Origin of the sequence: Micromonospora sp. KC721, from assembly GCF_004348355.1 — a bacterium.
Taxonomy (GTDB): Bacteria; Actinomycetota; Actinomycetes; order Mycobacteriales; family Micromonosporaceae; genus Micromonospora.
In genome coordinates, this window is record NZ_SMJY01000018.1 from 19,275 (window position 1) to 40,669 (window position 21,395).

At 72.4% G+C, this 21,395-nt stretch carries 19 protein-coding genes; 6 read left to right on the forward strand and 13 right to left on the reverse strand.

Going from position 1 to position 21,395, the window contains the following annotated elements; genetic code table 11:
• Positions 1 to 116: 116 nt before the first annotated feature.
• The 3 genes from E1182_RS05590 to E1182_RS05600 form a co-directional block, all read right to left on the reverse strand.
• Positions 117 to 1,046, reverse strand: a complete 930-nt coding sequence (locus E1182_RS05590; RefSeq protein WP_243706053.1) for a RimK family alpha-L-glutamate ligase — start codon at positions 1,044 to 1,046, stop codon at positions 117 to 119.
• Complete coding sequence (locus E1182_RS05595; RefSeq protein WP_132261582.1) at positions 1,043 to 1,375, reverse strand: hypothetical protein; 333 nt, start codon at positions 1,373 to 1,375, stop codon at positions 1,043 to 1,045. The genes E1182_RS05590 and E1182_RS05595 overlap by 4 nt, the downstream gene beginning before the upstream one ends.
• A gap of 339 nt (positions 1,376 to 1,714) precedes the next feature.
• Positions 1,715 to 2,674 carry a heme o synthase gene (locus tag E1182_RS05600; protein ID WP_132261583.1) on the reverse strand — a complete coding sequence of 320 codons (960 nt, stop codon included), beginning with the start codon at positions 2,672 to 2,674 and terminating at the stop codon, positions 1,715 to 1,717.
• Between the two features lie 283 nt (positions 2,675 to 2,957).
• Here E1182_RS05600 and tkt point away from each other — a divergent pair, with 283 nt between their 5' ends.
• The 5 genes from tkt to pgl all read left to right on the forward strand — a co-directional run bounded on the left by tkt (position 2,958) and on the right by pgl (position 11,576).
• Positions 2,958 to 5,096, forward strand: coding sequence for a transketolase (tkt, locus tag E1182_RS05605; RefSeq protein ID WP_132261584.1), 2,139 nt, complete (start codon positions 2,958 to 2,960; stop codon positions 5,094 to 5,096).
• Between the two features lie 16 nt (positions 5,097 to 5,112).
• A complete protein-coding gene (tal, locus tag E1182_RS05610; RefSeq protein WP_132261585.1) occupies positions 5,113 to 6,294 on the forward strand; it encodes a transaldolase in 1,182 nt (393 codons plus the stop codon).
• Positions 6,295 to 6,370: 76 nt separating this feature from the next.
• Positions 6,371 to 9,550 carry a glucose-6-phosphate dehydrogenase gene (gene zwf / locus E1182_RS32915; RefSeq protein ID WP_371687517.1) on the forward strand — a complete coding sequence of 1,060 codons (3,180 nt, stop codon included), beginning with the start codon at positions 6,371 to 6,373 and terminating at the stop codon, positions 9,548 to 9,550.
• 109 nt (positions 9,551 to 9,659) lie between these two features.
• A complete protein-coding gene (locus E1182_RS05620) occupies positions 9,660 to 10,676 on the forward strand; it encodes a glucose-6-phosphate dehydrogenase assembly protein OpcA (RefSeq protein WP_132261586.1) in 1,017 nt (338 codons plus the stop codon).
• Between the two features lie 129 nt (positions 10,677 to 10,805).
• Complete coding sequence (gene pgl, locus E1182_RS05625) at positions 10,806 to 11,576, forward strand: 6-phosphogluconolactonase (RefSeq protein ID WP_132261587.1); 771 nt, start codon at positions 10,806 to 10,808, stop codon at positions 11,574 to 11,576.
• An 87-nt stretch (positions 11,577 to 11,663) separates the two neighbouring features.
• Here the strand turns inward: pgl and E1182_RS05630 are convergent, their stop codons facing one another.
• The 8 genes from E1182_RS05630 to rapZ all read right to left on the reverse strand — a co-directional run bounded on the left by E1182_RS05630 (position 11,664) and on the right by rapZ (position 18,652).
• Complete coding sequence (locus tag E1182_RS05630; protein ID WP_132261588.1) at positions 11,664 to 12,008, reverse strand: RNA polymerase-binding protein RbpA; 345 nt, start codon at positions 12,006 to 12,008, stop codon at positions 11,664 to 11,666.
• Positions 12,009 to 12,137: 129 nt separating this feature from the next.
• On the reverse strand, positions 12,138 to 12,398 hold the full coding sequence (secG, locus tag E1182_RS05635; RefSeq protein WP_132261589.1) for a preprotein translocase subunit SecG: 261 nt from the start codon (positions 12,396 to 12,398) through the stop codon (positions 12,138 to 12,140).
• A gap of 95 nt (positions 12,399 to 12,493) precedes the next feature.
• Positions 12,494 to 13,285: a triose-phosphate isomerase gene (tpiA, locus tag E1182_RS05640; RefSeq protein ID WP_132261590.1), complete on the reverse strand. Its 792-nt coding sequence runs from the start codon at positions 13,283 to 13,285 to the stop codon at positions 12,494 to 12,496.
• On the reverse strand, positions 13,285 to 14,484 hold the full coding sequence (gene pgk, locus E1182_RS05645; RefSeq protein WP_132261591.1) for a phosphoglycerate kinase: 1,200 nt from the start codon (positions 14,482 to 14,484) through the stop codon (positions 13,285 to 13,287). The genes tpiA and pgk overlap by 1 nt, the downstream gene beginning before the upstream one ends.
• Before the next feature lie 37 nt (positions 14,485 to 14,521).
• On the reverse strand, positions 14,522 to 15,526 hold the full coding sequence (gap, locus tag E1182_RS05650; protein WP_132261592.1) for a type I glyceraldehyde-3-phosphate dehydrogenase: 1,005 nt from the start codon (positions 15,524 to 15,526) through the stop codon (positions 14,522 to 14,524).
• A gap of 262 nt (positions 15,527 to 15,788) precedes the next feature.
• Positions 15,789 to 16,769: a DNA-binding protein WhiA gene (whiA, locus tag E1182_RS05655; RefSeq protein ID WP_132261593.1), complete on the reverse strand. Its 981-nt coding sequence runs from the start codon at positions 16,767 to 16,769 to the stop codon at positions 15,789 to 15,791.
• Positions 16,770 to 16,823: 54 nt separating this feature from the next.
• Positions 16,824 to 17,786 (reverse strand): uridine diphosphate-N-acetylglucosamine-binding protein YvcK, encoded by a 963-nt coding sequence (yvcK, locus tag E1182_RS05660; RefSeq protein ID WP_132261594.1) that lies wholly within the window; start codon positions 17,784 to 17,786, stop codon positions 16,824 to 16,826.
• Positions 17,783 to 18,652, reverse strand: coding sequence for an RNase adapter RapZ (gene rapZ, locus E1182_RS05665; protein WP_132261616.1), 870 nt, complete (start codon positions 18,650 to 18,652; stop codon positions 17,783 to 17,785). Before rapZ ends, yvcK begins: the two co-directional genes overlap by 4 nt.
• 323 nt (positions 18,653 to 18,975) lie before the next feature.
• On the opposite strand from rapZ, the gene E1182_RS05670 reads away from it, so the two are divergent.
• The gene (locus tag E1182_RS05670) at positions 18,976 to 19,317 is read left to right on the forward strand and encodes a hypothetical protein (protein WP_132261595.1); all 342 of its coding nucleotides are present in this window, start codon (positions 18,976 to 18,978) and stop codon (positions 19,315 to 19,317) included.
• Positions 19,318 to 19,394: 77 nt separating this feature from the next.
• Here E1182_RS05670 and E1182_RS05675 read toward each other — a convergent pair whose 3' ends face one another.
• Positions 19,395 to 20,165, reverse strand: a complete 771-nt coding sequence (locus tag E1182_RS05675; protein WP_165942523.1) for an SWIM zinc finger family protein — start codon at positions 20,163 to 20,165, stop codon at positions 19,395 to 19,397.
• A gap of 199 nt (positions 20,166 to 20,364) precedes the next feature.
• Positions 20,365 to 21,390, reverse strand: coding sequence for a hypothetical protein (locus E1182_RS05680; protein WP_207921280.1), 1,026 nt, complete (start codon positions 21,388 to 21,390; stop codon positions 20,365 to 20,367).
• Positions 21,391 to 21,395: the final 5 nt, after the last annotated feature.

Sequence of the window (21,395 nt, forward strand, 5' to 3'; positions counted from 1 at the left end):
GCCGGGGCCCCCGGGGTGCGGTAACCGCAAGGCGCGGCGTCCGGGCCTGTCCCCGGCGGCAACGAACCGGACATCCGGCTCGTTGACGGCGCGAGGTGGCGAGTGTCCGGTAGGGCTCAGCCCCGGCGGGCCAGGTGGATCATGATCGCCTCGGCGAGGCGATCGGCAGCGCCGTCGGCGTACCCGAGGAACAGCGACGGCTCGGTCAACTCCAGCTCCACCAGGACCGGCCTGCCGTCCGCGCCCGGGATCAGGTCCACCCGGGCATAGAGCAGCCGGTCCGCACCCCCGGGCACGGCGGCCAGGACCTGCTGCCCGACGGCCAACTGCTCCGGCGTGGCGGTGCGGGCGTCGATCACCTCCGGCCGGTAGAGCCCCTCGACACCGTGGTCCGGACCGTCCAGCATCGGGCCCTTGCGGATCGCGTGGCTGTAGGCCAGGCCCGTTGGACCGGCCAGGAAGAGCAGCGCCGTCTCCCCCGCCGTGTCCACCGCGTCGAGGTACGGCTGGACCATGGTGACCCGCCCGGCCGCGGAGAGCCGACGCACGTGCGCGGCGGCCAGCTCCCGGTGCTCCGGATCGGCCGGGTCGTAGCGGCCGGTGTCCTGGCTGCCCGCGCTGACCGCCGGTTTGATCACGTACTGGCCGGGGCCGTCCGGCGGGGTCCAGTCCGCGCCCGGCTCGACCCAGCAGGTCGGCACGGTCGGAACGCCGGCGGCGGCCAGCTCGCCCAGATACCGCTTGTCGGTGTTCCAGCGCACCAGGTCGGCCGGGTTGAGCAGGTGCGGCACGCTCTCCGCCCAGGCCACGAACTCGTCGCGGCGCGGTGCGTAGTCCCACGGGGAACGGAGCACGACCAGGTCGTAGGCGGCCCAGTCGACGTCGGGGTCGTCCCAGACGGCCGGCTCCACCGCGATGCCCCGTTCGGCGAGCGGGGCGAGCACGAGCCGGTCGTCGGACTCGAGGTCGGCGAACCGGTCGCAGGTGACGAGAGCGACCCGGAGTTCCCCCCGGGCCGCGTTGTGGTGGGTCAAGGTCTGGGTCACCGCGCCATCGTGCGCCGGGACATCGACCGCCAGAGATCGTTGCTCGGACGCATCTGGTCCATGAGTTCGCGTTCCCAGGCGTTCTCGACGGCGACTCCCGCCTTGGCGCACGCCTGCCGCGCGACGACGGTGTCGTCGGCGAACTGGTCGGCCCACGCGCCGTCGGAGCCGACGAGGACGATCCGGGCCCCGCGCTTGCCGACGTACTCGATGACCGCCTTCGCGCCGCCGTGTCCGGCGGCGAACGACCTGATGCCGGCGACCAGGCCGTTGGGGGCCTGCTCCGCGCTCTGCTCCGTCGCCAGCGTTGTATCGGAACCATCTGCCATGACGCGCAGCCTAAGCAGAGACGCACCCGTGGGGGCGAGAACGATGAACCTTTTGTGATGCCAATTACGAACGGGTTTACGAAAAACCGCAGGTGATTCGCCCCGACGTGTCGGAAAGAGAAGGCGAAAACGGACGGCCAGGAAAACCCCCATCTGTCGGATTTTCCACCCTACGCGCGAGGCGCGTCAGGCGGTGGCGCGCCGGTGGCAGCAGAGCAGAAAGCGCTGACCGCGCTGCGGGGCGCGCGTCAGGCCAGTGGGCCGGTCACGCCAGACCGACGCCCCGGTCGCGCGCCGGACCAGCCGCCCGACTGCGTCGGACAGCGCGTCGAGCCCGCGTCAGACCAGCGCGTCGAGCGCGACGGCCGCGAACAGGATGGTGAGGTAGGTGGTCGACCAGTGGAACAGCCGCATCGGCTTGACCGCATCGCCGCGGACCACCCGCCGGCACAGCCGGTGCGCCTCGATGAGGAAGACGGCCCCCACCACCAGGGCCGGCACGCCGTAGACCAGGCTCATGCCCAGCGGCCACAGCAGCAGCGAGGCGAGCACGGTCAGCCAGGCGAAGACCAGGATCTCCGCGTTGACCCGGCGGGCCGAGGCGACCACCGGCAGCATCGGGATCCCCGCCCGGGCGTAGTCGTCCTTGTACTTCATGGCCAGCGGGTAGAAGTGCGGCATCTGCCAGAAGAAGACCACCGCGAACAGCGCCCACGCCTGCGGCGCCAGGGAGCCGGTGACCGCCGCCCAGCCGATCAGCACCGGGGCCGCCCCGCACGCCCCACCCCAGAAGGTGTTCGCGGTGGTGGTGCGCTTGAGCCAGAGCGTGTAGACGAGGTCGTAGTAGACGATCGCGGCCAGCGTCAACGCGGCGGCCAGCAGGTTGGTCAACGCCGCCATCAACACCGTCGACACCACCGCCAGCACCAGCCCGAAGACCAGCGCGTTGCGCGGCGAGACGGTGTGCGCGGGCAGCGGCCGACGCTTGGTGCGCCGCATCAGCTGGTCGATGTCCCGGTCGATGTAACAGTTCAGGACGCTGGCCGCACCGGCGGCGAGCGAACCACCCACCAGCACCACCGTCACCAGCCAGAGCGAGGGCATCCCACCCTCGGCCAGCATCATCGCCGGCACCGTCGTCACCAACAGCAGCTCGACGATCCGCGGCTTGGTCAACGCGACGTAGGCGGAGACCACGGCCCGGACGTCCCGACGCGGTGTCGCCGGCTCCTCCGTCACCGTGCGCACCGGCGGCTGCCCGGCAGAGTTGCTGACGGGGCGCTCGGTGATCATGCTCACGGATTGCCACCTTCCGGCTTCGGCAGGGGGGACGGGGCGGCCGGACCCGTCCGGGCCCACACACCGCCCCACAGACTACGCGGCGTCGTTTTGGCTGCCCGGGCGACCCGTCAACGGTGCGAGCCGTCACACCTTCGGTGGATCACCTCGCACCCGACCCTGAACGATCATCTGGTCAGGCACGTACCCAGCTACGTGCAGAGATCCCCGGGCGGACGTTTACGGCCGCTCGATAGGGTCACCAGTGAGGGTTCCGCCCATCTGCCGAGGAGCACAAACCATCGTGGCTGCCAACCGACCCGAGCACCCCGCACTCAACTGGTCCGACCTCGACCGTCGGGCCGTCGACACCGTCCGCGTGCTGGCCATGGACGCCGTGGAGAGATCCGGTAACGGCCACCCGGGCACCGCCATGAGCCTCGCGCCCGCGGCGTACCTGCTCTTCAACCGGGTGATGCGGCACAACCCGGCCGACCCGAACTGGCCGGGCCGCGACCGGTTCGTCCTCTCCGCCGGCCACTCCAGCCTCACCCTCTACATCCAGCTGTTCCTCTCCGGCTACCCGCTGAGCCTGGAGGACCTGAAGTCGCTGCGGCAGTGGGGCTCACTCACCCCGGGCCACCCGGAGCACGGGCACACCCCGGGCGTGGAGACCACCACCGGCCCGCTGGGCCAGGGCCTCGGCAACGCGGTCGGGATGGCGATGGCGGCCCGCCGCGAGCGTGGCCTGTTCGACCCGGAGGCCGAGCCGGGCGCCTCGGTCTTCGACCACGACATCTGGTGCATCGCCTCCGACGGCGACATCGAGGAGGGCATCAGCCACGAGGCCAGCGCGCTCGCCGGACACCAGCAGCTGGGCAACCTCTGCCTGATCTACGACGACAACGAGATCTCCATCGAGGACGACACCCGGATCGCCAAGAGCGAGGACGTCGCGGCCCGCTACCAGGCGTACGGCTGGCACGTGCAGACGGTCGACTGGCGGGCCGGCGACGCCGACCAGGGCGACTACCACGAGGACGTCGAGGCGCTGTACCGGGCGCTGCTGGCCGCCAAGGCGGAGACCGGCCGCCCGTCCTTCATCGCGCTGCGCACCATCATCGGCTGGCCCGCGCCGAACAAGCAGAACACCGGCAAGATCCACGGCTCGGCGCTCGGCGCCGACGAGGTGGCCGCCACCAAGCGGATCCTCGGCTTCGACCCGCAGCGCACCTTCGAGGTCGACGAGGAGGTGCTCGGCCACGCCCGGCAGGTGATGAGCCGGGGCGAGGCCGCCCAGCAGCAGTGGCGGCAGACCTTCGACGCCTGGGCGGGCGCGAACCCGGAGCGCCGCGCGCTCTACGACCGGATCGCCGGCCGGGTGCTCCCCGAGGGCTGGACCCAGGCCCTGCCGACCTTCCCCGCCGACGCCAAGGGCATCGCCACCCGGGCCGCCTCGGGCAAGGTGCTGGAGGCCCTCGCCCCGGTGCTGCCGGAGCTCTGGGGTGGCTCGGCCGACCTGGCCGAGAGCAACAACACCACCATGAAGGGCGAGCCGTCGTTCATCCCGGCCGTCCACGCCACCAAGGACTTCCCCGGCCACGAGTACGGCCGCACGCTGCACTTCGGCATCCGCGAGCACGCCATGGGCGCGATCCTCAACGGCATCGCCCTGCACGGCGGCACCCGCCCGTACGGTGGCACCTTCCTGGTGTTCAGCGACTACATGCGCCCCTCGGTGCGGCTCGCCGCGCTGATGAAGCTGCCGGTGGTCTACGTCTGGACGCACGACTCGATCGGTCTCGGCGAGGACGGCCCCACCCACCAGCCGGTGGAGCACCTGACCGCGCTGCGCGCCATCCCCGGCCTGGACGTGGTCCGGCCGGCCGACGCCAACGAGACCGCCTGGGCGTGGCGGCGGGCGCTGGAGCACACCGACCGGCCGACCGCGCTGGCGCTGAGCCGCCAGGCGCTGCCGACGTTGGACCGCGAGCAGTTGGCCGGCGCGGAGGGCGTGGCCCGGGGTGGCTACGTGCTCGCCGAGGCGTCCACCGGCAAGCCGCAGGTGATCATCGTCGGTACCGGTTCCGAGGTGCAGCTCTGCCTCACCGCCCGGGAGCGGCTGGAAGCCGACGGCACCCCGACCCGGGTGGTGTCGATGCCCTGCCAGGAGTGGTTCTTCGAGCAGGACGAGGCGTACCGGGAGTCGGTCCTGCCGCGCGGGGTAAAGGCTCGGGTGAGCGTGGAGGCGGGCATCGCCATGTCCTGGCGCGGCATCGTCGGTGACTGCGGCGAGAGCGTCAGCCTGGAGCACTACGGCGCGAGCGCCCCGCACTCGGTGCTCTTCGAGCAGTTCGGGTTCACCCCCGACCGGATCGTGGCCGCCGCGCACGCGGCGCTGACCCGGGTGGGCGACATCACCGGTTTCACGACCGGCAACTGAGGGGAGCGTGAACGGTATGACGACGGACAGGCTGAGCGAACTCACCGCCGCAGGCGTGGCGGTCTGGCTCGATGACCTCTCCCGGGTGCGGCTGAGCTCCGGCGGGCTGGACCAGCTGCGCCGGGAGAAGCACGTGGCCGGGGTGACCACCAACCCGACCATCTTCGCCAAGGCGCTGGCTGACGCCGACGAGTACGACCGGCAACTGCGGGAGCTGGCCACCCGGGGCGTGGACGTCGAGGAGGCCGTCCGCATGCTCACCACGTACGACGTGCGCTGGGCCTGCGACGTGATGCGCCCCTCGTACGACACGAGCAGTGGCGTCGACGGCCGGGTCTCCATCGAGGTCGACCCCCGGCTGGCCCACGAGACGGAGAAGACCGTCGCCGAGGCCAAGGCGCTGTGGTGGCTGGTGGACCGGCCGAACCTGTTCATCAAGATCCCGGCGACCGAGGCCGGTCTGCCGGCGATCACCGCGACCCTGGCCGAGGGGATCAGCGTCAACGTCACGCTGATCTTCGGCCTGGAGCGCTACTCGCAGGTGATGGACGCCTTCCTCGCCGGCCTGGAGCAGGCGAAGGCGAACGGCCACGACCTGTCGAAGATCGGCTCGGTGGCCTCCTTCTTCGTCTCCCGGGTCGACTCCGAGGTCGACAAACGACTGGAGAAGATCGGCTCGGACGAGGCCAAGGCGTTGCGCGGCAAGGCCGCCGTCGCCAACGCCCAGCTCGCCTACGAGCGCTACGGCGAGGTCTTCTCCTCCGCCCGCTGGCAGGCCCTCGCCGACGCGGGCGCGCACCCGCAGCGACCGCTGTGGGCGTCCACCTCGACCAAGAACCCGGACTACCGGGACGTCATCTACGTCGAGGAGCTGATCGCCCCCGGCACGGTCAACACCATGCCCGAGTCGGTGATCCACGCCTACGCCGACCACGGCGAGACCCGGGGCGACACCATCACCGGGTCGTACGACGCGGCGCGGCGGGTCTTCACCGACCTGGAGTCGGTCGGGGTGGACATCACCGACGTGATCGCCACCCTGGAGCGCGAGGGCGTGGAGAAGTTCGAGGCCAGCTGGCAGGAGCTGCTCGACGGGGTGCGGAAGTCCCTGTCCGAGGCGGCGCAGGGCACCGGTCGGCCGGGCGCGGCCGCGAAGGGCAACGCGCGGGCCGCCGCCCAGGCCGGCGGCAACGCGTGACGATGGCGTCCGACGCGCCGCGGGGCGAGGGCCGCGCGGCGCGGGACGCCACCGCCGACCCGGGACGGACGGCGACATGACTGACCTGATGGCCGGCCCGGCGGTGGCGACCGCCGGGTTCGCCGTGCACGGCGCGGACGGTGTGGCCGGCAGTGCGGCGGTCCGCGCGGAGCTGGTCGCGCGCGGCCTTCCGGCGCGACTGGCCCACCCGGACCGGGCAGCGCTGACCGAGCCGAATCCGGCGACGCTGACCGGGCCAGGGCCGGAGACATCGTCCGGGCCGGTCCCCGCGGACGCCCACCGCAACCGCCGGGAGCTGGTCGCCCAGCTCGCCGAACTGGTCGCCGAGCTGGGCGACCTGGACCACGTGGTGCTCGTCGGCCCGGCCGGCACGACGCTGTCCGCCGAGGCCATGGCCCGCACCCTGGGCCGGCCGTTGACCGTGCTCGACGGCACCGACCCCGGGCGGGTGCGCGCGGCGCTGGCCGACCGCCTGGACCGGACCGTGGTCGTGCTGGCCGATCCGGACGGCGACTCGGTGACGGTCGACGCGCTGGGCCGGGCGTACTGGCGGGCGTTCCTGAGCGCCGGAATGATCAAGGCTGAGGCGGCCCGGCGTTTCGTGGTGGTGACCGCCCCCGGCTCGCCGCTGGCGGCCACCGCCGACGAGTTGGGCGTACTGGTGCTGCCGGTGGGCCCGCGCCCGGACGCCCGGTACCCGGCGCTGACCGCGCTGGATCTGGTCCCGGCCGCGCTGGCCGGGGTCGAGGTGGCGGCGGTCCTGGACGACGCCGAGGCGTTCGCGGCGGCCCTGTCCCACGACGAGGACGATCCCGCCCTGGCGCTGGGGGCGGCGCTGGCCGCGGCGGCCCGCGGCGGGCGCGGCACGGTCGCACTGGTCCCCGACGGCACCGGCCTGGACGGCCTCGGTGACTGGATCGCCCGGCTGCTCGCCCGGGCCGGTATCCGGCCGGTACCGGTGGAGTCCCCGGACGCGCCCGACGTGGGCGGGCCGGGCGTGCTGACCGTCAGCTACGGCGGCGCGCTGACCGCCGGGGCGGTACCTGGTGGTGGGTGCCCCGCCGACCTGGCGGTCACCGGACCGCTCGGCGCGCACTTCCTGGCCTGGGAGTACGCGACGGCGCTGGCCACGGCGGCGCGCAGCGGCGACCCGCCCCAGGCCGGCGGCACGCCGAACCTCGGCCACGCCCTGGCCGCCGGAGAGCCGACGCCCTCGTTCACCGAGGGCGCCATCGAGGTGTACGCCCCACCGGGCGCCCCCGCCGACCTGCGCGGCGCGCTGCGCCACCTGGCGGGCCAGGTGGGCGACGGCGGCGCGCTGGCGGTGGCCGCGTACCTGGACCCGGTGGCCGACGCCGACGCGGCCCGACTGCGGCCGGCGCTGGCACGGGCAATCGGGCGGCCGGTGACCTTCGGCTGGGGCCGGCTGCCGCATTCCACCGAATGGTACGACCCGAGCGGCTCGCCGGCGGACGGCTATCTTCAGGTCACCGGTGCGGTGGACGCTGATCTGCCGGTGCCGGACCGCCCGTACTCCCTGGGACGGTTGCAGGCGGCGCAGGTCGCCGGTGACCGGCAGGCGCTGACCGACCTGGGTCGGCCGGTGCTGCGGCTGCACCTGACCGACCGACCGGCCGGCCTGGCGCAGCTACGGGATGCGATCGGCACGATGACGGACGCAACGATGGACAACTTGGACCAGACCGAGCGAGGAGGCGGCGTGAACCCGCTGCGCGACGCGCAGGACCGACGACTCCCCCGGATCCCGGAGCCCTGCGCTCTGGTGATCTTCGGGGTGACCGGTGACCTGGCGCGGAAGAAGTTGCTGCCGGCGGTCTACGACCTGGCCAACCGGGGTCTGCTGCCCCCCGGATTCGTGGTCCTCGGCTTCGCCCGGCGGGACTGGGGCGACGGCGACTTCGAGTCGCTGGCCCACGAGGCGGCCAAGCAGCACGCCCGCACGCCGTGGCGGGAGGAGGTGTGGTCCCGGCTGGCCGGCAACATCAAGTTCGTCGGCGGCTCGTTCGACGACGACGCCGCGTTCGACCGGCTCGCCCGCACCCTGGACGACCTGCGCGACAGCCACGGCATCCACGGCAATGCCGCCTTCTACTTCTCCATCCCCCCGGCGGCCTTCCCCGTGGTGCTCAAGCAGCTGGCCCGCACCGGCATGGCGGACAACGAGAAGTGCGGCGGCTGGCGCCGGGTGGTGGTGGAGAAGCCGTTCGGGAACGACCTGCCCTCGGCCAAGGAACTCAACGACCTGGTCGACGACGTCTTCACCCGCCAGGACGTGTTCCGGATCGACCACTACCTGGGCAAGGAGACGGTCCAGAACATCCTCGCCCTGAGGTTCGCCAACAACCTCTTCGAGCCGTTGTGGAACTCCAAGTACGTCGACTCGGTGCAGATCACCATGGCCGAGGACGTCGGCATCGGCACCCGGGCCGGCTTCTACGACTCGGTCGGCACCGCCCGTGACGTGCTGCAGAACCACCTGCTCCAACTGCTCGCCCTGGTGGCGATGGAGGAGCCGACCAGCTTCGACGCCGACGAGATCCGGGCCGAGAAGCTGAAGGTGCTCAAGGCGATCACCCTGCCGAAGGACATCGCCCACGGCACCGTACGCGGCCAGTACCTGCCCGGCTGGGTGGGCGGTCAGCGGGCGGTCGGCTACCTGGACGAGGACGGCGTGCCGGCGGACTCCACCACCGAGACGTACGTCGCCGTCGAGTTGGGCATCCAGAACCGCCGCTGGGCGGGGGTGCCGTTCTACATCCGGGCCGGCAAGCGGCTGCCGCGCCGGGTCACCGAGGTGGCCGTCATCTTCAAGAAGGCACCCCACCTGCCCTTCAACGCCGCCGACATGGAGTCGCTCGGCCCCAACCAGCTGGTCATCCGGGTGCAGCCGGACGAGGGCGTGGTGCTGAAGTTCGGCTCGAAGGTGCCGGGCACCACGATGGAGGTCCGCGACATCGCGATGGACTTCCAGTACGGCGAGGCGTTCACCGAGTCCAGCCCGGAGGCGTACGAGCGGCTGGTGCTGGACGTGCTGATCGGTGACCGGACGCTGTTCCCGGACGCCGCCGAGGTGGAGCAGAGCTGGGCGGTGGTGGATCCGCTGGAGCACGCCTGGGAGGGCACGAAGCCGGAGCCGTACCGGGCCGGCGAGTGGGGGCCGCGGGCGGCCGACGAGATGCTGGCCCGCGAGGGCCGCGCCTGGCGGCGGGCGTGAGCGGGCGCCGCCGTCCGGTGGCCGGGGCAGAGCGCCCGGTGGCCGGGGCGAGTCGCCGCCGTCGCCGGACGGCCGTGGAGAGTCGAAGCGAGCAGACCGGGAGGCTCCAGTGATCGGCCTGTGGGACACCACCGGCAACGAGGTGGTCAAGGCGCTGGCCGCGGAGCGGCGCAGCGCGGGCGGGGTGGCCAGCGGAATGGCGCTGACCCTGATCGTGGTGGTGGACGAGAAGCGGGTCCGGGAGGCGGAGGCGGCGGCTACCATCGCCGCCGCGGCCCACCCGTGCCGGCTGCTGGTCGTCGTCCGCTCGGACATCGAACGGGAACGCAACCGGCTGGACGCGGAGATCGTCGTCGGCGGCCGGCTCGGCCCCTGCGAGGCCGTGGTCACCCGGATGTACGGGCGGCTGGCCCTGCACGCCGAGTCGGTGGTGATGCCGCTGCTGGTGCCGGACGTCCCGGTGGTCACCTGGTGGCACGGCGAGCCGCCGGATGAGATCGCCACCGATTTCCTCGGCGTGGTCGCCGACCGGCGGATCACCGACGCCGCGCAGGCCGCCGACCCGATCGAGGCGCTGCGGCAGCGGGCCCGGGACTACGCCCCGGGCGACACCGACCTGGCGTGGACCCGGATCACCCCGTGGCGGACCCTGGTCGCCGGGGCGTTCGACACCACCGAGGCCCGGGTCACCGAGGCGACGGTGGTCGCGCCGCGCGCCGACCCGACGGCGGCGCTGATGCGCGGCTGGCTGGCCGCGCGGCTCGGCATCGCCCCCCGCGGGGAGCACACCGACGCGTACCCCCGGATGCGTCAGGTGCAGTTGCGCTGCGCCAACGGCGACGAGCTGACCCTCACCCGCGACGACAGCCTGGCGACGTTCCGGCGTACCGGCCAGGACGACCGGATACTGCCGCTGGTGCGTCGCCCCCTCGGTGACGAACTGGCCGAGGAGTTGCGCCGGCTCGACGCCGACCAGGTGTACGCCGAGGCGCTGGGCGCCGCGGCCGGACTGACCGGGCTGGAGCAGCGCCCCGCCAAGCGGGTGCACGTGTGGAAGGATCCGGCCACGGCGCGACGCGCCGAGGCCGGGGTGACCGCACACGCGGGCACCAGCGCGAACCACTGACGGCCGTCCGTGTCGGCGACGGGTCGTCGCCGACACGGACCGGGCGGGTGCGGCCCACCGGCAACGGGGTTCACCGGCCCCGGCACGACGACAGGGCCGCGTGGACGTGGTCCGGAAACGAAGGCAGACATGAGTGAGGCGAGTGTCGCCGTCCACGCCGACGCCGACCTGCTGGCGCAGGCGGTGGCGGCCCGACTGGTGGTGAAGCTGCTCGACGCGCAGGCGGAGCGGGGTCAGGCCGCGGTGGTGCTGACCGGCGGCCGGATCGCCGCGGCCGTGTACCGGGCGGTGGCGGCGCTGCCGGCCCGGGACGCGGTCGACTGGTCCCGGGTGGACGTCTGGTGGGGCGACGAGCGTTTCCTGCCCGCCGGTGACCCGGAGCGCAACGAGACGCAGGCCCGGGCGGCGCTGCTGGACGTGGTGCCACTGGACCCGGCCCGGGTGCATCCGATGCCGGCCTCCGACGGCCCCGACGGGCCGGACCCGGAGGCGGCGGCGGCCACGTACGCGCAGGAACTGGCGCGGGCGGCTCGTCCCGGCCACGCCGCGCTCCCCCACTTCGACGTGCTGATGCTGGGCGTCGGCGAGGACGGGCACGTGGCCTCGGTCTTCCCCGAGCATCCGGTGCACCACGACACCCGGCCGGTCAGCGCCGTGCGGGGCAGCCCGAAACCACCGCCCGTGCGGACCACCCTCACCCTGCCGACGATCAACACCGCCGAGGAGGTCTGGTTGGTGGCCAGCGGCGGGGACAAGGCCCGGGCGGTCGGCATGGCGCTGGCCGGGGCCGGGCCACGGCAGTTGCCGGCGGCGGGTGTGCGGGGGGTGGCGCGTACCCTCTGGTTGCTGGACCGGGCGGCCGCGGCCGGCGTGCCGCCGCGCTCGCGTAGCCTGCGCTGATCGACGTGCCCGGAGCCCCCGACCCGCCACCGGGTCGGGGGCTCCGCTGTCGCTGCCCGGCAGGTGCGGCGGTCGGGCCGCGGCGGGTCAGCCGCGACCGCGGCGCTGACGCAGGGCGGCCAGGGCCTCGGCCAGGATCGCCTCCCCCTCGGCGTCGCTGCGCCGCTCCTTCACGTACGCCAGGTGGGTCTTGTAGGGCTCCGGACGGACCCGGCCCGGCGGGTTGTCCGCGTCCCGGCCTGCCGGCAGACCGCAGCGCGGGCAGTCCCAGACCGACGGGGTTTCGGCCTCCACCGCCACCTTGATCTCGGTGGCGTGCCCGTTGCGGCACCAGTAGGTCACCGGACGGCGCGGTGCCAGCTCGTAGCGCTCGGCGGGGCGCTCGGGGGCCGACCCGACCCGCGCACCCCGGATGATGTTGACACTGGGCACAGCAATTCGCTCCTGTCGTCGGAGGGGACCACCGCCCGGAGGGTGGCGGCGGCGACGCGGTGCACAAACACAACTGCGCGCGGTCCGTGACGGACCGCGCGCAGATTGTACGCCGAGACTCCGACGGGATCAGGCCCCGTTGGTGAGCGCGAGCTTGAGCCAGAGGCCCAGCCCGATGATGCAGGCGAACCAGATGACGCTCACCAGGACGGTGTAGCGGTCCAGGTTCTTCTCCGCCACCGACGAGCCGGCCAGGCTGGAGCTGACACCGCCGCCGAACATGCTGGACAGGCCGCCGCCCTTACCGCGGTGCAGCAGGATCAGCATGGTGAGCAGCACGCTCGTGATGACCAGCAACACGATCAACGTGTATGCGAACCAGATCGGCATGGCTGGGGTCAGTCCTCTCGTTATGATCCTCGCCCGGACAGGTCGGGCACGACGGCACCGGCCGGTGGACGGGCGGAGTCAAGGATAGCGAGCGATCAGCGCGCAGTGTGCTCCGGGAACCGGCAGATCTTCGCGAACTCCTCGGCGTCCAGGCTGGCGCCGCCCACCAGGGCCCCGTCCACGTCCGGCTGGGCCATGATCGCGGCCACGTTCGAGGACTTGACCGACCCGCCGTACAGGACCCGGACCTGGTCCGCGGTGGCCTGGTCGTAGGTCTCGACCAGGCGCTTGCGGACCTCGCCGCACACCTCCTGGGCGTCGTCCGGGGTCGCCGTCTTGCCCGTGCCGATCGCCCAGACCGGCTCGTACGCCACGACGACCTTGGTGACCTGCTCGGGGGTGAGCCCCTTCAGGGCGGCGTCGAGCTGGTCGCAGCAGTGCGGCACGTGCTTGAGCTGCTCCCGGATCTCCAGCCCTTCGCCGATGCACAGGATCGGGGTGAGCCCGTTCGCCAGCGCGGCGGCCACCTTGGCGTTGACCAGGGCGTCGTCCTCGTGGTGGTACTGCCGCCGCTCGGAGTGGCCGACCGCCACGTAGGTGCAGCCCAGCTTCGCCAGCATCGGGCCGGAGATGTCCCCGGTGTAGGCCCCCGACTGGTACGGCGACAGATCCTGTGCGCCGTAGCCGATCAGCAGCTTGTCGCCGTCCACCGCGGTCTGCACGGTGCGCAGGTCGGTGAAGGGCGGCAGGACGACGCACTCGACGTCGGTGAGCTGCTTCTCGGTGAGGCTCGCGGCCAGTTTCTGCACCAGCAGGTTGGCCTCGAGGTGGTTGAGGTTCATCTTCCAGTTGCCGGCCATCAGTGGCCGGCGGCTCACGCTCGCCATCAGTTCTCCAGGGCCGCGATGCCGGGGAGGGTCTTGCCCTCCAGGTACTCCAGGGAGGCGCCGCCTCCGGTGGAGATGTGCCCGAAGGCGGAATCGTCCAGCCCCAAGGCACGGACCGCGGCGGCGGAGTCACCGCCGCCGACCACGCTGAACGCGTCGGCCTTGGTGATCGCCTCGGCGACCCCTCGGGTGCCGGCCGCGAACGCGGCCATCTCGAACACGCCCATCGGCCCGTTCCAGAAGATCGTCTTCGCCTGGGAGATCACGGCGGCGAAACCCGCCACCGTCCGGGGCCCGACGTCCAGCCCGAGCCGGTGGCTCGGGATGCCGTCGGCGGGGACCGTGTCGTGCGCGGCGTCCGGGGCGAAGGCGTCCGCGGCCACCACGTCGACCGGGAGCATGATCTTGCCCGGGGCCCGCTCCAGGAGGTTGCGGCAGGTCTGCACCATCTCCTCCTCCAGCAGCGAGGTGCCCACCTCGTGGCCCTGGGCCTTGAGGAAGGTGAAGCACATCCCGCCGCCGATGAGCAGCCGGTCGACCTTCGGCAACAGCGCCTCGATCACCGCCAGCTTGTCGGAGACCTTCGACCCACCGAGCACCACCACGTACGGGCGCTCCGGCTCGCCGGTCAGCTTGCCGAGCACCTGCACCTCGCGCAGCACCAGACGGCCGGCCACGTGCGGCAGCCGGGCCGGCACGTCGAAGACGCTGGCGTGCTTGCGGTGCACGGCGCCGAAGGCGTCGTCGACGTACGCCTCGCCGAAGGCGGCGAGCTGGTCGGCGAACGCCCCCCGCTCGGCGGCGTCCTTGCTGGTCTCGCCCGGGTTGAAGCGCAGGTTCTCCAGCAGGGCGACCTGGCCGTCGGCCAGGCCCGCCACGGTGGCGCGGGCCGAGTCACCGACGGTGTCGGTGGCGAAGTGCACCGGCGCGCCGAGCAGCTCACCGAGCCGCCCGGCGACCGGGCGGAGGCTGAACTGCGGGTCCGGGGCGCCCTTCGGGCGGCCCAGGTGCGAGCAGACGACCACCTTCGCGCCGGCCTGGACCAGCGCGCCCAGGGTCGGCAGGACGGCCCGGATCCGGCCGTCGTCAGTGATCTCACCGGTCTGCTTGTCGAGGGGAACGTTCAGGTCGGCGCGCACCAGCACGCGCCGACCCGACACCCCCTCGGCGAGCAGGTCGTCGAGGTTGCGGATGCTCACCGAGCCAGCCTCCCGTTCGTGACTGCGGGGTTCGCACTCACAGGGACTGACCCACCAGCTTGACCAGGTCGACCAGGCGGTTCGAGTAGCCCCACTCGTTGTCGTACCAGCCGACGACCTTGACCTGGTTGCCGATCACCTTGGTCAGCGGCGCGTCGAAGATGCAGGACGCCGGGTCGGTGACGATGTCGGCGGAGACGATCGGGTCCTCGTTGTAGACCAGGATGCCCTTGAGCGGGCCGTCGGCGGCGGCCTTGATCGCGGCGTTGACCTCGTCCACCGTGGTCTCGCGGTTGAGGTTCACCGTCAGGTCCGTGGTCGAGCCGGTCGGGATCGGCACCCGCAGCGCGTAGCCGTCCAGCTTGCCCTTCAGCTCCGGCAGCACCAGGCCGATCGCCTTGGCCGCGCCGGTCGAGGTCGGCACGATGTTCAGCGCGGCGGCCCGGGCCCGACGCAGATCCTTGTGCGGCGCGTCCTGCAGGTTCTGGTCCTGGGTGTACGCGTGGATGGTGGTCATCAGACCGTGCTGGATGCCGAACGTGTCGTGCAGCACCTTGGCCATCGGGGCCAGGCAGTTGGTGGTGCAGGAGGCGTTGGAGATGATGGTGTGCTTCGCCGGGTCGTACTGGTCGTGGTTGACGCCCATCACGACCGTGACGTCCTCGTTCTTCGCCGGGGCGGAGATGATGACCTTCTTGGCCCCGCCGTCGACGTGCGCCTTCGCCTTCGTGCCGTCGGTGAAGAAACCGGTGGACTCGATGACGACGTCCGCGCCGACCTCGCCCCACGGCAGCTTCGCCGGGTCCTTCTCGGCGTACGCCTTGATAATCTTGCCGCCGACGGTGATCTCGTCGGCGGTGGCCTTCACCTCGTGCGGGAGGCGACCCAGGATGCTGTCGTACTTGAGCAGGTGGGCGAGCGTCGCGTTGTCGGTCAGGTCGTTCACCGCCACGACCTCGATGTCGGCGCCGGACGCCAGCACCGCCCGGAAGAAGTTACGGCCGATGCGGCCGAAGCCGTTGATGCCAACCCGGATGGTCACAGGTCCCATCTCCTCGCGTGTTGTCCGCCGGCGTCAGACGCGGGCCGGCGGAGGTGTTTTCGCCGACCGTTGGAGCCGGCCGTTGACGGTTCATCTCGGCCACCCCGCCGCGGTCGTGAGGATCTGACCGCCGGAGGCGGTGCAGCACGGCGAGGAGTGCCTGTGCCGGCCCCCTTGCCGTACGCAGCGACCTTATCCGAGCGTGCGCCGCCGCGCTGCGGCGGGTGGGATCCCGCCTCGCCCGCGCCGGCCCACCGTCCTATCAGACCACGAGCATGTCCGGCGTGACGGCCGCTTCGGTATCCGGGATGCCCAGGTCGCGGGCGCGCTTGTCGGCCAGCGCCAGCAGCCGGCGGATCCGCCCGGCGATGGCGTCCTTGGTCAGCGGCGGGTCGGCCAGCGCACCCAGTTCCTCCAGGGATGCCTGCCGGTGTTCCAGGCGCAGCCGCCCGGCCGAGGTCAGGTGGTGGGGGGCGTCGTCGGCGAGGATCTCCAGCGCCCTGGTGACCCGGGCGGCGGCGGCCACCGCCGCCCGCGCCGAGCGGCGCAGGTTGGCGTCGTCGAAGTTGGCCAGCCGGTTGGCGGTGGCCCGCACCTCACGGCGGACCCGCCGCTCCTCCCACGCCAGCACGCTGGAGTGCGCGCCGATCCGGGTGAGCAGCGCGGCGATCGCGTCGCCGTCCTTGACCACCACCCGGTCGACCCCACGCACCTCGCGGTTCTTGGCGGTGATGCCGATCCGCCGGGCCGCGCCGACCAGGGCCAACGCCGACTCCGGCCCGGGGCAGGTGATCTCCAGTGCGCTGGAGCGGCCGGGCTCGGTCAGCGAGCCGTGCGCCATGAACGCCCCCCGCCACGCGGACACCGCGCAGCAGACGTTGGCCGCCACCACGTGCGGCGGCAGGCCACGCACCGGGCGACCGCGCACGTCGAGCAGCCCGGTCTGCCGGGCCAGGGACTCACCGTCCTTGACCACCCGGACGATGAAGTGGCTGCCCTTGCGCAGCCCACCCGAGGCCAGCACATGGATCTCGCTGGGGTACCCGTACACCTCGGCGATCTCCCGACGCAGCCGTCGGGCCACCGCCCCGGTGTCCAGCTCGGCCTCCACCACCACCCGACCGGAGACGATGTGCAGCCCGCCGGCGAACCGGAGCAGCGCGGCCATCTCCGCCCGCCGGCAGCAGGGCTTGGGCACGTCGACCCGGCTCAGTTCGTCCTTGACCGCAGCCGTCATCGCCATTGTGCGCCCCTCCACGGACCGGTACCGGCGTGTCGCCGGTGATTACGTACGTGCTTAACGATCGGCGCCCAGGACAGGCACCAACGCGGCGCCCAGGGCGACCGGATCATGACGGGGGGAGCCGTCGGTGACGGCGACGGGGGCGAGAACCAGCCGGGCACCCAGCGATTCTGCCGCACGGCTGACCGGTTCGGGGTCACCCACCGCCTTCGAATCGGCCAGCACGTAGTCGACGGTGAGCTGCGGAAGGTACCAGTGCAGGGCGGCCAGGTGGTCGGCGACGGAGAGCCCGAGGGTCTCTTTCTCGTTCGCCAGGTTGAGCGTGACCAGCCGTCGGGCCGGGCTGGCGACGATCGCGTCGGCCAGCCCCGGCACCAGCAGGTGCGGCAGCACGCTGGTGTACCAGCTGCCCGGCCCGAAGATCAACCAGTCGGCCGCACCGACCGCGGTCACCGCGTCGGCGCAGGCGGCCGGGGCGTCCGGGGTGAGCCGCAGCGACTCCACCCGTCCGGTGGTCACCGCGACCTGGTGCTGGCCGCGCACGGTGCGTACCTCGTCGGGCCGCCCCGGGTCGGCGCCGCGGACCTGGGCCTCGATGCCGACCGGCTGCGGCGACATCGGCAGCACCCGGCCGACCGCGCCGAGCATCGCGCCGGCGTGCTCCAACGCCGCCACCGGGTCACCGAGCTGCTCCATCAGGCCGCAGAGGACCAGGTTGCCCACCGCGTGCCCGGCCAGGCCGTCGCCGCTGTCGCCGCTGAACCGGTGCTGGAACAACCCGGCGCTGCGCCGGGTGGCCGGGTGGTCACCGGCCAGCGCGACGAGGGCCTGCCGCAGGTCGCCCGGGGGCAGACCGCCGCGCTCGGCGCGCAGCCGGCCGCTGGAGCCGCCGTCGTCGCCGACAGTCACCACCGCGGTGATGTCCAGGTCGAGCTCGCCGGCGGTGTGCCGCAACGCCCGCAACGAGGCGGACAGTCCGTGCCCCCCGCCGAAGGCGACCACCTTCGTCGCGGTCATTCCCGCCCCAGGTCCCGGTGCTGGGCGTTGGCGGCCAGACCGGACCGGCGCAGCCGACCGGAAAGTTCCTCGGCGATCGCGACGCTGCGGTGCTTGCCGCCGGTGCAGCCCACGGCCACGGTCAGGTAGCGCTTACCCTCTCGCTCGAACCCGGCCGTGGTCGCGCCGACCAGGTCGGCGTACGCGGAGACGAACGCGTCGGCACCCTCCTGGCCGAGCACGTACGCGCTGACCGACTCCTCCCGGCCGGTGTGCTCGCGCAGCTCCGGCACCCAGTACGGGTTGGGCAGGAACCGGGCGTCGAGCACGAAATCGGCGTCCGGCGGCAGGCCGTACTTGAAACCGAAGGAGAGCACCGTCACCCGCAGCCGGCGGGCGTCCTCGCCACCGAAGAGTTCCTCGATGCGCCGGCGGAGCTGGTTGACGTTGAGCTGACTGGTGTCGATGATGACGTCGGCCTGGTCGCGGGCCTCCTCCAGCAGCCCACGCTCCACGGCGATACCGTCGGCGAGCCGCCCCTCCCCCTGCAACGGATGCGACCGCCGGACGCTCTCGAACCGGCGGATCAGCACCTCGTCGTCGGCGTCGACGAAGACCACCCGGGGTGAGTAGCCGCGCTCCTTCAACTCCCGGATCGCGCCGGCCAGGTCGGTGGAGAAGGCCCGGGACCGCACGTCCAGCACCATGGCGGTACGCCGGGCGGCGCCGCCGGCCTTGACCGCCAGCTCGGCCATGTCGAGCAGCAGCGTCTGGGGCAGGTTGTCCACCACGTAGTAGCCGACGTTCTCCAACGCCCGAGCCACCGTGCTGCGGCCACCGCCGGACAGCCCGGTCACCACCACCAACGAGGTGTCCGTCTCCGTCATCGCCGTGCCGTCCGGGGCGTACCCGTCGGCCGTCCGCGCCTCGCTCACTCACCACTCCCGGGTCCGTGACGCCGGTCCGGTCCACCCGGCCGCGCATGGTCGATCAGCGACTCTATCCCGCCGGGCCGGTTGGTCCGCCCGCCCACACCGACGCCCGGCGGCCGTGGTCCGCCCTTGCGGTGTCCGGGCCCGGGTCCGGCGGGCAGAGCGGGGCACCGTGTCGGTCGCAATCCCGACAGATCGTTTCGTTGCTCACGATCTGCTATCGAGCCCATTCTTTGCGTGGTCGCCGCAGGTGACGGCCCGCAGAACCGGAGGGCGCCATGCACGATCTGGCCGCGAAGAACAAATACGTCGGCTTCCTGTTCATGAAGATCAGTCCGGAGTACTTCGCCCTCGGCGAGGAGGGCATCCGAGAGGTCTCCCGCGAGCACGCCCGCGACCTGGCCCGCTTCGCCAAGCAGCTCACCCACGTGGTCTGCACCGGCGTCAACGGCAAATACGACCAGGTCACCATGGTGGAGGCGGACACCCTGGAGGAGATCAACGCGGCAGCCACGGCGTTCCGGACGGGCGGCAAGGCCCGCTACATCGAGATTGTCGACATCGTGGTGGGGATGAAAGCCCCGCCGCGAGCGCTGGCCAACCGACCGACCGGGGCCTGATCAGCCCCCTCGGGGCGACCGGGCCGACCGGTCGCCCCCGCCGGTCGGCGTACCGGCGGCCTGGATGCTGGCGACCGTCAGCGGCGGTTCTGGAGCGCCTTGACCCGCTGGCGGCCGAGCACGCCGAGGTAGTCCCACGGCTCGTCGAGGCAGGACTCGACCTCGGCCGCCCCGATGATCTCGGCCAGCCGGGCAGCCAGCTCGTCCGGATCCGGTCGGACCTGCTCGCAGAGCTGCACGTGGACCGCCCGTAGCGCGCCCCCGATCTCGGCCGGCTCCTCCTCGTACGTCTCCCAGGCGTCGGAGAGGTAGCCGGAGATGCCGTCCCAGGCGCGGGCGGCCCGCTCGACCAGCAGCAACGTCTCCTCGGTCGGCGGTCGTTGGGCGAGCACCTCGACCTCCTCGACGATCGCCCGACCGGCCTTCTCCACGTCGTGCAGATCCCAACGGTGGCCGCTCCTCGCGTCGTGGGCGAGGTTGTCGATCGTCCGACGGATGCCGTCCAACTCGGCGGCGGTGTGGGGGGCGAGCTGGCCGGCGTGCGCCCGCAACGCGGTCTCCAGCACGCGATCCGTGGCCGCCCACTCGGCGACCAGCAACGCCAGTGGTCGGGCGGGGATGCTCCGCGCGAGGTCGGCCAGCTCGGCGACCCGGAGGTCGACCGCCATGACCGACGGCGGGGTGGCCGCCGAGGACCAGGCGAAGCCGTCCGCCAGGGCAGCGAGGGTGAGGGCCACCGCGTGCGCGCACAGCTCCGCGCCGGCCGGGCAGTCGCACTCGGCGTGGAAGCCGTCCGTGGTGATTCCCACCCATACCTCGTACGGCGGCTGTCCGGTCTCCCGGATCACGCAGGACGCTCCCCCGCCCGCCGGCACAATCACCTCCGGCTGACCGGCTGCCCCCTACCGGCGCGCCCCTCGGTGACACGCTCGCGACCCTCTCGGCCGGCCGTTCGACTACCGCTTCGACTGCGGCTGGGCGGTCTCAGTGGCGTCGCCGGTCAGCGTCATCAGGGGCGAGGAGTCCCAGCTCCTCGCCCCTGATGTGTTAGGACCCGAATTCCAATGCGCCTGACTCGAGTTCGCGCTGGAAGAACGTTTCTGGGTGCATGAGGCCGTCTGGGGGGTCCTCTACGGCGGCGGCTCGTCGCCGGAGTTCCGCGAGGTAGGCCGTGTCCAGGACCGTGGAGGCGGCGATCTGTTGCCGCAGGATGAGGGCCCGGGGGCCGGTGTAGAGGTAGGCGTCGGCGCCGGGGTAGCCCATGGCTGCGGGCGGCTGCCCGGGCCGGGACTCGAAGTATGACGCGTCGAGTTGGCCCAGCCAGGTTCCCGCGAACGGTACGACCGAAGGCACCGGCCAGCGGGCCAGCCGCTGCTCCAGCTTCTCGTTGTCCTTCTGGAAGCCGAAATGCGTGGCGATGGTGTACGTGACGCCGGGGAACTCCTGCTCGTACATCGCGACCGCGCTGCCGCCGCGGTGCAGCAGGTGACTGATCCCGAAGAGCATGAGAGCCTTTCGGTCTTTGGCGAGCACTTCTTTCTTCATCAGCGCGGCGATGGTGCGGTCCCGTTCCTCGAAGGGCGCGAGCCCTTCGGGGCTGGTCACCGTGTTCCAGTCGATGGGCGGATCACAGGCCAGCACGCGCAGTTTCTCCGCCGGCGGCAGGCTCTTGTTGACCTCGCGTACGAGCGGGAAGAGCCGTTCGTAGAAGACGGAGAACCCACAGCTCGGTTGGGTGGTGTTGCGCCACACCTGGCGCACCTCGGCCAGCGGCACGTCCTGGCCCGCGATGTAGCGGTCCAGAAGTGGCTGGTAGAGCGAGTTGCCACACTCGACGGCGATGACGTCGGCCCTGCCGGGGAAGGCGGGATTGCGGATCAGGTCGAGGAAGATGTCGTTCGGGCTGGCCCCGGCCACGACGTCATAGCGGTCGAACGCGGCGAGGATGGCCTTCTGGGCGTCCTGGGGGCCGGCGCCCGTGGCGGCGGCCGGTGATGACTCGGACGGCATGGTGGCCAGCAGGGCCACGCCGGCGGCCAGGGCCGCGGCGGCGAGGTAGGTGAGTGTGCGCATGGGGC